Source organism: Paenibacillus sp. J53TS2 (genome assembly GCF_018403305.1).
GTDB lineage: Bacteria > Bacillota > Bacilli > Paenibacillales > Paenibacillaceae > Fontibacillus > Fontibacillus rhizolycopersici.
On record NZ_BOSK01000013.1, the window covers coordinates 17298 to 31692 of the forward strand.

Below are 14395 nucleotides of genomic sequence, written 5' to 3' on the forward strand. Positions count from 1 at the left end.
TAGATCGGGTGAATCGCGTGGATTTTCGGTTCGCCCGATTTATTTCACGACCGACGATACTACGGAAAGAAGGCGATCCGCACATGGCTAAAGATTTAAGAACCTATCTCGGGCAATTGAACCAATTCGATTCAAATAGTATCAAGCTCGTCGACATGGAGGTGGATCCGCGGTTTGGTATCACCGCATATGCAGCGGCACTGGCGGAGAAAGGCGATTACCCCGCTTTGCTGTTCAATAAGGTGAAGGGAGCTCAGATGGCGTGCGTTTCCAATCTGTTGACCTCCTACGAACGTATCGCTCTATATCTGGGATGTGAGGTACAGGACATTCCGCGGGTATACGGCGAGAAATTGCAGCAGCCAATTGAACCGGTGGTCGTGGACCGCGCCGCTGCCAGAGTCAAAGAGAACGTCATCGAAGAAGCGGACGTCGATCTGGCCAAACTGCCGATCCCGGTGCACAACGAGATGGACGGCGGGCCGTATTTATCGGCCGGTGTGATGATCATCCGCGACCCCGAATCCGGGTTGATTAATGCCGGAATTTATCGTCACCAAATCTTCAATGAGCGTGATATGGGCGTTTGGTTCCTTGGCGCACACCATGGCGGACTGATCTATAAGAAGTACAAAAAGCAAGGTAAACCGGCTCCCATTGCGATTGCTCTTGGACATCATCCCGGCTTTATTATGGGCGCCGTATCCCGGGTTCAAGGCATCGGGGGCGAATATGAAGCGGCTGGCGCGTTGATTGGTGAACCGCTGGAGCTCGTGCAGGCGGATACCTCCGATTTGCTCGTGCCGGCACATGCCGAGATCATCCTCGAAGGCGAAATTTTGCCGGATAACGACCACAGCGAGGGGCCGTTCGGGGAATGGCCAGGCCATTATCTCGGCGGAGGATCGGTGCCGACCATTCGCATCAAACGCATCACCTATCGGAATCACGCCATCTTCCAGGATATTGTCGCCTCCGGACGGGAGCATTTAGTTGTGGGCGGGGTTCCGCGGTCGGGCAGTATTTATCAAACGGTGAAGAAAATCGTACCGGGTCTCAAAACGGTTAACGTTCCTTTTTACAGCCGAATGAACTGTTATCTCTCGATTCAGAAGGAAAAGGATGCGGATGTGAAAAAAGCGGCTTTTGCGGCACTCAATACCGAACCAGAGAATTTGCGTCATATCGTGGTCGTGGATGAGGACATCGACGTCTTTAACGGAGAAGAGGTGGCGTGGGCGATTGGTACGCGGTTCGATGCGGAACGCGATTTGCTGGTCATCCCGCGCTGGAACGGTCCGGGCGGATTGCTGCCGACCAACTGGGAGTACAATGCGGAAGGCAAAAATACGCCGCGCATGTCCAGCGCCGTGATTGTCGATGCCACGAAACCGGCGCCGCCGGTCGTCTTTCCAAAGCGTGCCGTCGTTCCTAAGGATAAGGTAGAACTGGCCGATCTGGCTTCGCTCCGCGAGCTGAATTCGGACGAGAAAAACAATTGGCAAATTTAATGCATGTTAGCCTCAACCGGCCGGGGACGGATCTAAGGATCTTAAAATTTCCACGGGCCGCTTGAGGCTGGCTTGTTTCTTCATTTCCATGATGATTTATGCCATGAACTATTTGTGAGAGGAGCATCAACATGAATAACGTAGTGGATTTGAACTGTGATATGGGGGAAAGCTTTGGCGCTTATAAGCTGGGCAGAGACAGCGAGGTTCTGAAATTCGTGACTTCGGCAAACATCGCTTGCGGGTTTCATGCGGGTGACCCAGCGACGATGCGCCAAACCGTCAAGTTGGCCTTGGATCACGGGGTCGCTCTGGGAGCGCATCCCGGCTTGCAGGATTTAGTTGGCTTCGGGCGTCGCGATATGGACCTGTCCCCACAGGAGGCTTACGACATCGTGGTTTATCAGATCGGTGCGCTATGGGGATTCGTACGCGCGCAAGGGGCGAAGCTGCAGCACGTGAAAGCGCATGGTTCCCTTTATAATATGGCGGCTCGGAACGCCGGTTTGGCTGAGGCTATTGCTGAAGCGGTCTACAAAGTAGATCCGGAGTTGATTTTGTTTGGCCTTGCGGGCAGTGAGTTGATCCAAGCCGGGAAGAAAGCAAGTTTACGTACGGCCAGCGAAGTGTTCTCCGACCGTACCTACCAATCTGACGGTTCGCTTACCTCGCGTCGTTCACCGGACGCCTTAATCACAGATGAAGAACAATCGGTGAAGCAGGTGATCCGTATGGTCGCTGAAGGTAAAGTATTGTCGCAGCAAAACGTCGATGTAGCCATTCAAGCCGATACGATTTGCATTCACGGTGACGGCATCCATGCGTTGGAGTTTGCCGGTAAGATCCGCAGTTCCTTATCTGCTGCAGGGATTACGGTGCAATCGGCAGGGATCACGCTGGGGCAACAAGCATAAGCGCAAAAGGAGGAGACAGCAGGATGGAACCATTGCATTTGCAAACCGATGTGCTCGTTGTCGGTTCCGGCGCCGCCGGATTGATGGCAGCAAGAGCGGCGGCTGATGAAGGCGCACGTGTGATTTTGACCGATAAGAGCTTGATTAGCCGGGGCGGGGCCACGATTTTAGCCCAGATGACCGTGGCTGTTGCATTAGGTGAAGCAGAAGAGGATAACCCGGAGGTCCACTTCGAGGACACGATGAAAGGGAGCCGGGGATTGGCGGATCCGAACATCGTCCGCGCCGTTGTGGAACGGGGGCCGGAAGTGATCCTTGAAGCGGAAGGTTATGGCGTGAAGTGGGCCCGGACGCCGGATGGCAAACGTTCACAGGCTTTTGCTCCGGGGCATTCTAAGGCCCGCTGCGTGTATGTTGATATTTTGAATACGGGCGGCGCAACGGCAGCTGGCTTAAAGAAGGCGATCTGGAAGGACGAGAAGATCCAGCGCCTCAAAAACGTGATGATCACGAAAGTCGTAGTCGAGGAAGGCCGGGCGGTTGGCGCGATCGGCTTCGAGATGGAGGCGTATCGTCCGATCAGTATTGCTGCTTCGTCGGTTATTTTGGCTACGGGCGGATTGACGGAGGTCTATGAACGGAATAGCGCGTCCGCGAACATGACCGGTGACGGATTTGTGCTGGCGGCTGAGGCGGGAGCCGAGGTGCGTGACATGGAGATGGTTCAGTTCTTCCCGATCGCCCATCTGTTTCCGCCGCTTGTCGGCATCGATCCGATTATGTGGGATCCGTTCCGCTACAAGTTGGGCGGGCGTCTGCTGAACGGGCAGATGGAAGAATTCATGGACAAGTACAACGGGGAAGTCGCAGGCAAGTATACGGCGGCGCGCGATCAAACGACGCTGGCGATCTTCCGCGAGGTGGAAGCCGGACGCGGGACGCCGCATGGCGGGGCTTACCTCGACTTCACAATGGTGCCCGAGGAAAAACTGAAGGAAGCGTTTGGCCCGGTCATCGATATTTTGCGGAACCAGGGCGTCGATTTGACCAAAGATATGGTGGAAGTCGCCCCAATGGCCCACTTCATGCTGGGCGGTGTACGTGTGGATGAAGCGATGCACACGCGGGTACCGGGATTGCTGGCGTCGGGTGAGCTGATCTACGGGATGCATGGCGCTAATCGCTTATCCGGGAATGCGATCACGGAAGCGCTGGTAACGGGACGCATCGCGGGCGAAACGGCTGCACGGGAAAAACGCAACGAGCTGGATGAGGCGGCAGTACGGCGGGCGTTTGACCGGGAGATGGAGCGATTGACCCGATTTTGGCACCCCGTACCGGTGGATCGGGATACCGCTTCGCTTCAAACGTTTAAGCGTAAGCTGCAACAGATCATGTGGAAAGGCGCCGGCCCGCTGCGTGCCGAGAGTGGCCTGCAGGAAGCGCTGGAGGATCTTCGTGCGCTGCGTGAGGAGCTTAACAGCATTTCATTAGCGAAACAGGACAAATTTGTTTTGTCTCTGTTCGAGAAGCTGGAGGCCGCCAACATGCTGAAGGTCAGCGAGGCGATTGTGCTCGGCGCGCTGGAGCGGAAGGAAACCCGCGGCGCGCATGTGCGGCTGGACTATGACGATACACTTACCCAGCCGTCCAGCTACAGTTATGTCTTGAATGAGGCGGGGGAATGGGTCGTTTCTGAAATTCAACTGCCGGTTGGCGTGTAAGTGGAGCGGACGAGCCTTAAGCGAGTTGGGTAAGTCGAGTAAGTCTGGTAAGTCGGTAACGAAAGAAGGGAGACAGTTCACATGGCAGTTGTTACATTAAACGTAGTTCGCGGCGATGCCGAAAGCGGCGCTTCCCTGGAGAAATTTGAGGTTCCGTTTCGAGACGGCATGAGCTTGCTGGATGCGATTTTTTGGATTCGGGAGCATAAGGACCCGTCCTTCTCGGTGCGTTATTCCTGCCGGTCCGCGAACGCCTGCAAAGAATGCTCGGCGTTTGTTGACGGTAAACCCGGCTACTTGTGCAGCATCCGCGCCGTCCCGGACAGCGAAGTCAAGATCGAGCCGCTGACCGGCCGTCCGTGGATCAAGGATTTGGCGACGGCGCTGGAGTAGAGACAACTATATTCACATGAAGGAGGGGCAATTATGGCCTGGCTACAGCCCCGCAGTTTAGACGAAGCGCTTGAGCAGCTTCGGGAGCGCAGTCCCCGCATCGTGTGCGGGGGAACCGATTTGTTCGTGAACGCGCAGCGCAAATCGTACGAGTCGGAGCATACCGACTGGCTCGACATCCGGCGCGTGCCGGAGCTGCATTTGACCCGCCGGACCGAAGCGGGTCTTGAGATCGGCGCCGCGGTGACGGCGGCCGAAATTTGGGGCAGCGACGTGTTCAGCGTCGTGCCCGCACTGCAACAGGCCGCCCGCATCGTCGGCGGCTGGCAGATCCAAAACCGCGCATCGCTTGGCGGCAATGTGGCGAACGCCTCCCCGGCAGCCGATATGGTCGTTCCGCTCGTGGCTTACCGAGCGGAAGTCCGGCTGGCCGGGGCGGACGGCATCCGCAGCGTGCCGATCGCGGACTTCATTTCCGGGCCGAAGACGACCCAGCTTCGCGAACGCGAGCTTATCGCGTCGCTGTTCATCCCGGCCCGGATGCTGGAGGTGCCGCAGGTGTTTCTGCGGCATGATCAGCGCGCGGCAACCGACATCTCGATCGTCTCCGTCGCCTTGCTGCTGCAAGGCAAAGGGAGCGAGATCGAGTGGGGGACCGCCGCGGTGGGCGCAGCGGCGCCCAAGCCCTTCGTGCTGGGCGCGGAGGACGAGCAGCGGTGGAGCGGCGAACTCACCTCCGCCAAGTTGGATGAGCTCAGCGATTTGTACACCCGGCGCAGCTCACCGATCACCGACGTGCGCGCCAGTGCGGATTACCGCCGCGCATTAGTTGGAACCTATATTAAACGGGCCGCGAACGCTCTGCTCGCAAACGGCCTGTAACGAGGGGGAGGGTATCAATGATGACGGGAACTAAATTGACGGTGGCGATGTCGGAAAGCGACCGCACCTTAAGACTACTAAACGGTGTTAAACCACTGACTGGTTTTGAACTGGACGTTCAGCAGGAGTCGATCGAAGAGATTTTTGTAAAGCAAATTTCACAGGCCTCCTATGATGTATCCGAGCTTTCACTCGCCTCTTACCTGATCGCCAAAGGCGGCGGAGATACGCGGTTAACGGCGATTCCAGCATTTCTTTCACGGTCGTTCCGGCACAACGCGATTTATGTGCGCTCGGACAGTCCATACACGCATCCCTCCGAACTGAAGGGAAAACGGTTTGGCTTTCCGGAGTTTCAAATGACGGCTGCCGTATGGGTACGGGGCATGTTCCGGCACGAATGGGGCATTGCCAATGAGGAGATGGAGTGGTTTACGTTCCGTCCGGAGCGCGTACCTGTGGACATTCCGGCGACCTTGACGGAAGGCGATATTTTTGAGGCATTGGCCGAAGGCAAGGTGGATGCGATCATGACGGCTCGTCGGCCTCCGGCCAAGCTGTTCCCCGCTTCGGGCGAAGGCGGCGTATTACGCCGGTTGTTCCCCGATGTCTGGAACGTGGAGCGGGAGTATTACGGGCGCACGGGGATTTTTCCGATTATGCACTTGGTTTCTCTGAAGGCGGAAACGGTCGAGCAATTCCCCGAGCTGCCAAAGCAGCTGTACGAGCTTATGCGGGAAATCAAGGACGAAGGCATCGCCGGGTTGCTGGAGACGATTCGCAACGCAACCTCCAACCCGTTCGTTTGGGAATCCGTCGAGCAATCGGCCAAGCTGATGAACGGCGATATGTGGCCGTACGGCGTTAGCGCCAACTGGGCGCAAATCGAGACGTTTATTACTTATCTGCAGGAAGACGGCCTGCTTGATCGCAGCTTCACGCCGAAGCCGCAAGAGGTCTTCCATTCCTCCGTACAAAACACATAAGCATAAGCAAGGAAAGAAGGTGCTGCCAGATGAACGGCGGACTTAACCATAACCCTAGCATGACGTTAACAATCAATGGCGAGGAAGTGACCTGGAACGGCGAAGCTACAGCTAGCCTGGCGGATGTCATCCGCGAAGGGCAAGGCCTGACGGGGACGAAAATCGGTTGCCGGACCGGCGAATGCGGAGCCTGTACGGTGCTGCTTGACGGTCAACCGGTCGTCTCCTGCTTGGTTCCGGCCGCTTCGGCGCAAGGACAAATGATCGAAACGATCGAGGGCTTGGCTCGGCATGCCGAATTTCGGGAGTTGGAACAGGCGATGCAGGAGTACGGCGGCGTGCAATGCGGCTTCTGTACCCCGGGGGTCATGATGGCGACTTGGGCCTGGCTGCAAAATCCCGCTTTATTCGGCGGCGACATTGGAGCGGCGCTGAAGAACAATCTGTGCCGGTGTACCGGTTACCGCGGCATCATTGAAGCGGCGGAGCACGTCCTGGCCTCGAAAGGAGCCGTGCGATGACGATGAACCGCATGCAGCAGCCAAGCAAATCGACGGACGCCAAGGTCATGAATCCAGCCGACCCGAATCTGTCGAGCAAGCAGGTCAATCCGGCGCTGAAGCCAAAGCCGCTGGATCTGAAGTCGAAGCTGGAAGGGCAAACTCGTTACCTTCACGACTTGAATTTTCCCGGCCAGTTGATCGGGGCGATTTATCGCAGCCCTTACGCGCATGCGCGGATCAAACGGATAAACGTGGAGAAAGCGCGCCATGTGGAAGGCGTACATGCCGTCATTACCGCGGACGATGTGCCGAACCACAAGTATGGACCAACCAAATTCAAGGACTGGAACATCCTTGCCAAGGATCGCGTGCTGTTCATCGGCGATGAAATTGCCGCGGTTGCTGCGGAAACGAAAGAAGCCGCCGAGCAGGCGCTGGCGCTGATTGAGGTCGAGTTAGAGCCGCTGGAGGGGGTCTTTGATCCGGAGGCCGCGATGGTTTCAGGAGCTCCGCAGATCCACGAGGAGGTGGAGCTCAACCGGCCGATGAAAGTGGATGTTGCGCGCGGCGACCTGGAGGAAGGCAAGAAGAAAGCGGCGATCGTCAAAGGCGGACGTTACGTGTCCAACCGAATCTATCAAGGGCATTTGGAGCCGGTCGGAGCGATCGCGTTTTGGTCGGAGGAGGAGGGCATCACCATTTGGGCGCCTTCTCATATTCCGTACCGGGCACGGGAAGCCTATGCCGCCGGGTTTGGTTTGCCGGAGGATAAGGTGCGGATTATTGTACCGCCGATTGGGGGGTCTTTTGGCGCGAAATACGTCCTGAAGGTTCATGTGATTGCCGCGGCGCTGGCGATGGTGACGGGACGGCATGTGAAGATCATTTTGGACCGCTATGAAGATATGATTACCGCCCATCCCCGCGTACCGCTGACCTTCGATATTGAAATCGGCGCGGATGCGGAAGGGAACTTCGTATACAAAGACTTGACGGTGTACGCGGATGCGGGGGCTCGGGTTTATTGGAGTCCAAACGTAATCGCAACGGCCTGCACTCGGGCTGACAACATCTATCATTTCCACAACGTGAAGTCGACGGGTTATCTGGTATACACGAACAATAGTCCAACTACGTGCATGCGCGGATTCGGTAATGCGGAGATGTTATTCGCAGTGGAGAGCGTCATTGATGAAATCGCGCTGGAGCTGGGGATGGACCCGGCCGAGCTGCGTCTCAAGAACATCGTCCACTCCGGGGATACGACGCTGCACGGTTATCGTCTGGACACCTGCAATTTGGAGGAATGCATCGAACAGGTCAAGGAATTGTCCGGCTGGAATCGGCGGAAGGAGTTGCCACCTTACCGGGGGCTCGGCCTTGCGGTGGCCAATCACGTCTCGGGCTTTCGCGCCATCGATCCGCGCTTTGACGGCTCGACGGCGGTGATTCGCGTCAAACCGGGCGGATTTGTGGAGGTGGAAACCGGCGAAATTGAGCTTGGCCAAGGGATGACATTGACCTACGCTCGAATCGCCAGCCGTGTGCTGGGGATCCCCGAAGACGAGATCCTGGTGAAATCCGGCGATACGGGACGGTATCCGTTTGGCATCGGGACGCTAGCGTCTCGAAGTACGGTGATGGGCGGGAATGCGGTGCAAAAAGCGGCGGAATCCTTGCTGCGTGAAATTCAGCAGTTGGCGGTTCAGGCGCTTGGCGAAGGAGCGGTGTTTGAGGAAGGTGTCGTGAAGCACGATGGGAAGACATTTGCGCTTGGCGATGTCGTCGATTGGTTCCGTGCCCGCCATGCCGGCGAGGAGCTGACCGTCAAGGAGACTTACGTACCGGATACGGAGCTGCCGGATGCCACTTATTTTGGGCACCCCTCGCCCAACTATCCGTTTGCCGCTCATGTGGCCGAGGTTGAGGTGGATCCAGACACCGGTCGAACGAAAGTGGTCGGTTACTGGGCCGTGCATGACTCAGGGACCATCCTACACGAGACGATGGCCAAAAGCCAAGTGCTAGGCGCCGTGGCTCAAGGCATCGGTTGGGTCACGATGGAGGATCTGATCGTACAGGAAGGTAAAGTGATGAATCCATCGATGATGGATTATCGGATGCCGGGAGCTAAGGATATGCCCGATGTGCAGGTACATTTCGTACAGGAAGCGGATCCCCATGGCCCGTTCGGCGCCAAATCGCTGGGCGAGGTGGCACTGGACCCGGTTCCGGGCGCGATCGCCAACGCGATCGCCCATGCGACGGGGCGGCGCGGCCAGGTGCTGCCGCTGTCGGCGGAGCGGGTGTGGATGTCGCTGCAATCGCAAGGTTAGAGTTTGCTGGAGGAAATGTTGTAATAAGTACAACATTTTTAGGCGAGAAACCCGTGCAGAGGGAATAATGCTGCAGAAACTGCAACAAATTTGAGCTTGTTTCTCGAAAATCACGGAATTTGTTGCACTTTAGTCAGCATTTGCGCCCGGGGGTTACTTCACCCATCGAAAATGTTGACCTTTATGCAACTTTATAGCCTCTATGAAGAAGGCCGGTTCTGAAGGGGAACAACGGACAAGAACGAAGACAGGAGATGACGAGAACATGGAGGAGCTAAGCCGTGAGCTGGAAGCGTGCCTATCGGAGAGCCGGGCTTGCGTCGTCGCCACTATCGTCGATGTGGACGGTTCGGCTTATCGCCGAGAAGGAGCGCGCTGCCTCATCCATGTCGATGGTGAGGTAACGGGCATCTTAAGCGGCGGGTGCATCGAAGAAGACCTGCGCGAGCATGCGCAAGAGGTACTTCGGACGCTCGAGCCGCGCAAGCTGTTCTACGACTTCCGCATCGGGGAAGACGAGGTATGGGGAATCGGCCTCGGGTGCAACGGGGCGATCACGGTGTGGCTCGAGCCGTTTGATCCGGTCCGTTCGCCGGACGCGGCGGACCGGATCCTCGGCGATTTGCGGCGGCGCGTGGAGACGCGCGAGCCGTACGTGGCGGCGACGGTGATCGGTTCCTCCGATCCCGCCGCCGTGCCGCCGGGCGCGCGCCGCACGCTCGTCGCCGCGGCGGAGGAAGCCGGCCTGCTGGGCGCGGGCCGGCGGGCCGGGCTGGTGCGACTCCCCGAGGGCAGCACGCAGCTGGAGCTGCTACTGGAGCGGGTCGCACCGCGCCCGGAGCTGGTCATCGTCGGCGTCGGCGACGATGCGCGCTTGCTCTGCAGCCTGGCTCGCCGGCTGCAGTGGCGCGTGACCGTCGCGTATCATGCGACGGACAAGGCGACGCGGGAGCGGTTCCCCGCAGCGGACGAGCTGCGGGTGATCCCACGTTATGCGTTCGAACAAGTCGACGTGAAAGGGAAATACGTCGTCGTCATGTCCCATAATCTTGATCTGGACCGGGAGGCGGTCCACCGGATGTTAACGCCGGAGGTCGCCTATCTCGGACTAGTCGGTTCTCGTTACCGGTTGGAGAAGATCCTGGAGTCGAATTCGAACGGAGGCGGGTCGGACGGCAGCATAGACCCCCAGTTGCTGGCGAAGTTGTATTCCCCAGTGGGCCTGGACATCGGCGCGGAAACGCCCGAGGAAATCGCGATGAGCATCCTGGCGGAAATGACCGCCGTCAAAAACAGCCGCAGCGGGGGATTTCTACGCGATCGTAAAGCAGCAGGAAGCGGAGCTCGCACCCCAACCGCCACCCCTTCACAGTCTTCGTTCCTTGACGAGCCGATCTTCCCGGAGTCTTGTCGTGTGTGAACGCGCAGCAGATAAAAGGGACATTTGGGCGCTGATTCTGGCCGGCGGCGCTTCTCGGCGGATGGGAAAACCTAAGCTGTTGCTGCCAGCACCGCACGGAAATCTGCTTAAGCAAACGGTGCATCAGGCGCTGGCGGCCGCGAATGTTCGGGTGGCCGTCATAGCCCCCAAGGACGGACCGCTTCGACGCGAGCACGTCGATGGTTTGCCCGTTGAATGGTTGACAACGACGCGTGCCGACCGGGGGCTAGGTGCCTCACTAGCGGCGGGAATCCGGCAGCTGGAAGAGTGCCATTCGCCGTCGGCGGTCTTGATCCTGCTGGGAGATCAGCCGGAAATTTCGCCGGAGGCCATACGACAGGTGGCTGAAGCGTTCATCCATACCGGCGCCGGGATCGTTCAATCGCGTTATGACGATCGTCCGGCCCATCCCGTATTGTTTGCCGCCCAGCTGTTCCCCAAATTGATGGCTTTGGACGGTGACGCCGGTGCCAAGGAGCTGCTGCACCTCTATCAAGATCACCTTTACAGTGTGAGAATTCCAGGTAAAGCGCCTCGCGATATCGATACCCCCGAAGAGTACGAGCGGTACCGGTTAACCGTATTTTCCCAAAGTTGACTTTGAGGAAGAGACACGGTATCCTTAGGCCATCCAAGCGTGAGGGGGACGGGGCATGCCGCTAAAATACCGTATCGATTCGGAACGAGTCCAGATCCGTGAGACGGCAAACGATGTGGACGTGGAGTTCGAATTGACATTTCTTCAAGAGGAACCGCTATTATCTAACATGCGGGAAGTGCAGAAAAGGTTCGAAGATAACGATGTCTATACCGATGTCTTGTTTTACTTGAACCAGGATCAGGAGCGTCAATATAAGATCATCGTACGCAAAGATTATTACGAGGATTTCCTGCTTGCGTTATTGAAATATCGAATCCTGGAAGGGCTTGAGTGGACGGAATAAAAAATAATCCGTACGGGTGTCATCTTACACCTGTACGGATTTTTTATGGATTACGTGGATCGGACCTGCTCGCGTCGCACCGCCCGTCGTGCGGACCAAAACCGCCAGCCCGTCAGGAGCGCGGCTACTAGACAGATGGAAGCGGAAGTCATAAATACGACATGCATTCCGGTTAGAAATAAATCGGGACGATCCGGCACCAATCCGGTCACCCGGCGGCCTGCCCGGCTGCTCATGACGCTGAACAGCGTAGTGGTTGCGACCGTAATGCCAACGACCATCCCGATGTTGCGGACGAGCGAGTTGATGCTGCCGGCGATGCCCAGCTGGGTTTTCGGAATCTTCGACATCACGAGCGAGTTGTTCGGCGATTGAAACAAGCCACTGCCGAGACCCAGCATGGCGATCCATACGCCGACTAGCGCGATGGGACTGCTGTCATGCAGCCGGGCTAACCCGATCTGCGCGATGACCATCACGATCAGCCCAGCGAACGTCAGCAACTCGGAGCCGATCTTGTCGGATAACGCGCCGCTGAGCGGTGCCACGATGACCATAACGATCGGGAATAACATCATCAAGAATCCGGCATGGGAAGGCGAGAGGTTTAAAATGCTTTGCGTATAAAACGGCGCAATGATGTTAAAGCAGAAATTGGCTACAAATACTAAGAATCCGGTCAGGATACTTAAGCTGAACAACGGATTGCGGAATAAGGTAAGCTGGAGCATCGGGGCTTCACTGCGTTTCTCGACCCAGAGAAACACGATGAACACGATGGCGGCCAGAGCGAGCGCGCCGATGATCCGAATATCCTGGTATCCGATCTGCTGACCCAGCAGCAGGCCGGAGAACAGAGCGAGGATAAAGACCGGAAACAGCAGGCTGCCGGCTTTATCGATATTCACCTTCAATTTGGTACGATCCGCAGGGAGCATTCTCCAGCCGATGCCAATAGCAATGAGACCGACAGGAAGGTTCACCCAAAAGATATATTCCCAGCCTAAACTCGATACAATGACGCCTCCCAGGCTCGGACCGGCGATACTGCCAAGGGAGACGAAGGTGCCGATAAGCCCAAGCGCTTTCCCTCGCTCATTGGCCGGGAAGATATCGGTCACAATCCCTTGGCTGTTGGCCATGGTCATCGATGCTCCAAGCGCCTGCAGAAGACGAGATCCGACGAGAAGCGGCAAGCTGAAGCTAAAGCCGCATAGCAGGGAACCTACGGTAAAGATCACCATTCCCCATTTGAACACCTTGATTTTCCCAACGATATCTCCCAGCTTCCCAAAGAAGAGAATGGCAGCGCAAATCATCATTAAATACGCCGTGACGACCCATTCCGCCTGCGCCACGCTCAGCTTCATTTCCTTGGAGATCACGGGCAAGGCAATGTTAACGATACTGCCGTCGAGAGTCGACATAAAGGTAAATAAATTCAGCACGATCAGGATCAGCCAACGTTTCCGCTGGATGTCCGGGTCTTCCTGATATGAAGTCATCCGAAGGTCAAAACTCTTGGAAGACATGGCACTACACCTCACTTTATCTAGATCCGAATCACTTTGTTGCGACCGCAACTAATTTGAGCATCATCAGTTTACTCCAATTTAGTTGCGAGCGCAACTGATATCGGGTAGAATTTGCGTAAACCAGATCATCGCAAAGAGGTGCAGGGGAATGAACAACCCTTCCGTTGGCAAATTGATCGCGTATCTTCAGCGGATCAATCAAAAAGAGCTGGCCACGTTATTGAAGCCGTACGAAATCGGCGGCGGTGGGAATCACAGCTACTTGTTGGCCATATTAACGACTCCCGGTTTAAACCAAGACCAACTAACGAGTCAGATGAAATTTGACAAGGCGACCACGACCCGCTGCGTCAAGCAATTGGAGGAGGCCGGGTTCATTGAACGCCGGGTAGACGAGCATGATCGCAGGTCGATCCTGTTATATCCTACGGAAAAGGGCCGGGATTTCGAGCCCACGCTTCGGCAAATCTTGGCGGATTTTAACCGTCGGTTGACGGCTGAGTTAAGCGAAGCGGAGAAACATCAGCTTGAGGCATTGCTTACGAAAATTTACGCAAGCAAGCAAAAAGGACATTAGGGACAATAGGCCCTTTAAGAGAATCTATTGACCACGAAACGATTGATGATGAAATGAAGTGATGTCCCGAAAGAGCGTTTTGCCGTCATCGGTTAAGGTAAAGTGGTCATTCAAAGGGAGATATAAAGCCCGGTAAGGTTCGGGAACCCAGATATATTGATGGACATAGGGTGTGGCGATAAATCCGCAACGAATCCAAAATCGCAGTCGTTCCCGGTTCATCTCCGTGTCTTCCGCTTCGGCCTCGATCACGATGGCCTCGGCTTGGTGTTCCCGCTCGGCATAGTCACGGATCTGTGAGAAAAAGAGGCGACCGAGTCCTTGCCCCCTTTGATCTTGACAGACCGCCATGTAATCAAGGATCATGCGTTTGCGGCCTTTCCCGCCGCAGAAGCCGGTGACGGCCATGGCAACCGCTTCGCCTTCTTGTAGTCCCGCATGCAAGCTCGCGATCCCCCGATCCAGCATGCTCCGCAGCACTTTCTCCGGCTTGGCCCCGTGCGGAAATGCCTCTCGATAAATCGGTCTAAGCTTGTCCCACCAAACCTCATCCCATTCTGTTAAGGTGTTGAAAGTCCATGGCATGCCGTGTCCTCCGTATGTGTTTCCGTTGATTTATTTTTATTTTAACCGCTTTTTCATCTTTCAG

The 14395-nt window shown here is 56.5% G+C and carries 14 protein-coding genes; 12 read left to right on the plus strand and 2 right to left on the minus strand.

Features of this window, described 5'->3' with window-relative positions; genetic code table 11:
• Positions 1-83: 83 nt before the first annotated feature.
• From KJS42_RS20590 to KJS42_RS20640, 11 genes are all read left to right on the plus strand, one after another.
• Positions 84-1511, plus strand: a complete 1428-nt coding sequence (locus KJS42_RS20590) for a UbiD family decarboxylase (RefSeq protein WP_213623983.1) — start codon at positions 84-86, stop codon at positions 1509-1511.
• A 131-nt stretch (positions 1512-1642) separates the two neighbouring features.
• The gene (locus tag KJS42_RS20595; protein ID WP_193418557.1) at positions 1643-2425 is read left to right on the plus strand and encodes a LamB/YcsF family protein; all 783 of its coding nucleotides are present in this window, start codon (positions 1643-1645) and stop codon (positions 2423-2425) included.
• A gap of 23 nt (positions 2426-2448) precedes the next feature.
• Positions 2449-4149: an FAD-binding protein gene (locus tag KJS42_RS20600; RefSeq protein ID WP_213623984.1), complete on the plus strand. Its 1701-nt coding sequence runs from the start codon at positions 2449-2451 to the stop codon at positions 4147-4149.
• 81 nt (positions 4150-4230) lie between these two features.
• On the plus strand, positions 4231-4542 hold the full coding sequence (locus tag KJS42_RS20605) for a 2Fe-2S iron-sulfur cluster-binding protein (RefSeq protein ID WP_193418553.1): 312 nt from the start codon (positions 4231-4233) through the stop codon (positions 4540-4542).
• A 33-nt stretch (positions 4543-4575) separates the two neighbouring features.
• Entirely contained in the window at positions 4576-5424 is an 849-nt protein-coding gene (locus KJS42_RS20610; protein WP_213623985.1) for an FAD binding domain-containing protein, read from the plus strand.
• A gap of 20 nt (positions 5425-5444) precedes the next feature.
• The gene (locus KJS42_RS20615; protein ID WP_193418579.1) at positions 5445-6410 is read left to right on the plus strand and encodes a substrate-binding domain-containing protein; all 966 of its coding nucleotides are present in this window, start codon (positions 5445-5447) and stop codon (positions 6408-6410) included.
• 29 nt (positions 6411-6439) lie between these two features.
• Entirely contained in the window at positions 6440-6931 is a 492-nt protein-coding gene (locus KJS42_RS20620; protein ID WP_213623986.1) for a (2Fe-2S)-binding protein, read from the plus strand.
• Positions 6928-9249 carry a xanthine dehydrogenase family protein molybdopterin-binding subunit gene (locus tag KJS42_RS20625; RefSeq protein WP_213623987.1) on the plus strand — a complete coding sequence of 774 codons (2322 nt, stop codon included), beginning with the start codon at positions 6928-6930 and terminating at the stop codon, positions 9247-9249. The genes KJS42_RS20620 and KJS42_RS20625 overlap by 4 nt, the downstream gene beginning before the upstream one ends.
• Positions 9250-9451: 202 nt before the next feature.
• Positions 9452-10669 (plus strand): XdhC family protein, encoded by a 1218-nt coding sequence (locus tag KJS42_RS20630; RefSeq protein ID WP_213623988.1) that lies wholly within the window; start codon positions 9452-9454, stop codon positions 10667-10669.
• Positions 10662-11288, plus strand: a complete 627-nt coding sequence (locus KJS42_RS20635; RefSeq protein WP_213623989.1) for a nucleotidyltransferase family protein — start codon at positions 10662-10664, stop codon at positions 11286-11288. The genes KJS42_RS20630 and KJS42_RS20635 overlap by 8 nt, the downstream gene beginning before the upstream one ends.
• A gap of 55 nt (positions 11289-11343) precedes the next feature.
• Positions 11344-11634: a hypothetical protein gene (locus KJS42_RS20640; protein WP_193418547.1), complete on the plus strand. Its 291-nt coding sequence runs from the start codon at positions 11344-11346 to the stop codon at positions 11632-11634.
• 50 nt (positions 11635-11684) lie between these two features.
• On the opposite strand, the gene KJS42_RS20645 is transcribed toward KJS42_RS20640, so the two are convergent.
• The gene (locus tag KJS42_RS20645; protein ID WP_213623990.1) at positions 11685-13166 is read right to left on the minus strand and encodes an MFS transporter; all 1482 of its coding nucleotides are present in this window, start codon (positions 13164-13166) and stop codon (positions 11685-11687) included.
• A gap of 151 nt (positions 13167-13317) precedes the next feature.
• Between KJS42_RS20645 and KJS42_RS20650 the strand changes: the two genes are divergently transcribed.
• A complete protein-coding gene (locus tag KJS42_RS20650) occupies positions 13318-13746 on the plus strand; it encodes a MarR family winged helix-turn-helix transcriptional regulator (RefSeq protein ID WP_155606047.1) in 429 nt (142 codons plus the stop codon).
• Positions 13747-13770: 24 nt separating this feature from the next.
• Here KJS42_RS20650 and KJS42_RS20655 read toward each other — a convergent pair whose 3' ends face one another.
• A complete protein-coding gene (locus KJS42_RS20655) occupies positions 13771-14331 on the minus strand; it encodes a GNAT family N-acetyltransferase (protein WP_213623991.1) in 561 nt (186 codons plus the stop codon).
• Positions 14332-14395 lie beyond the last annotated feature (64 nt).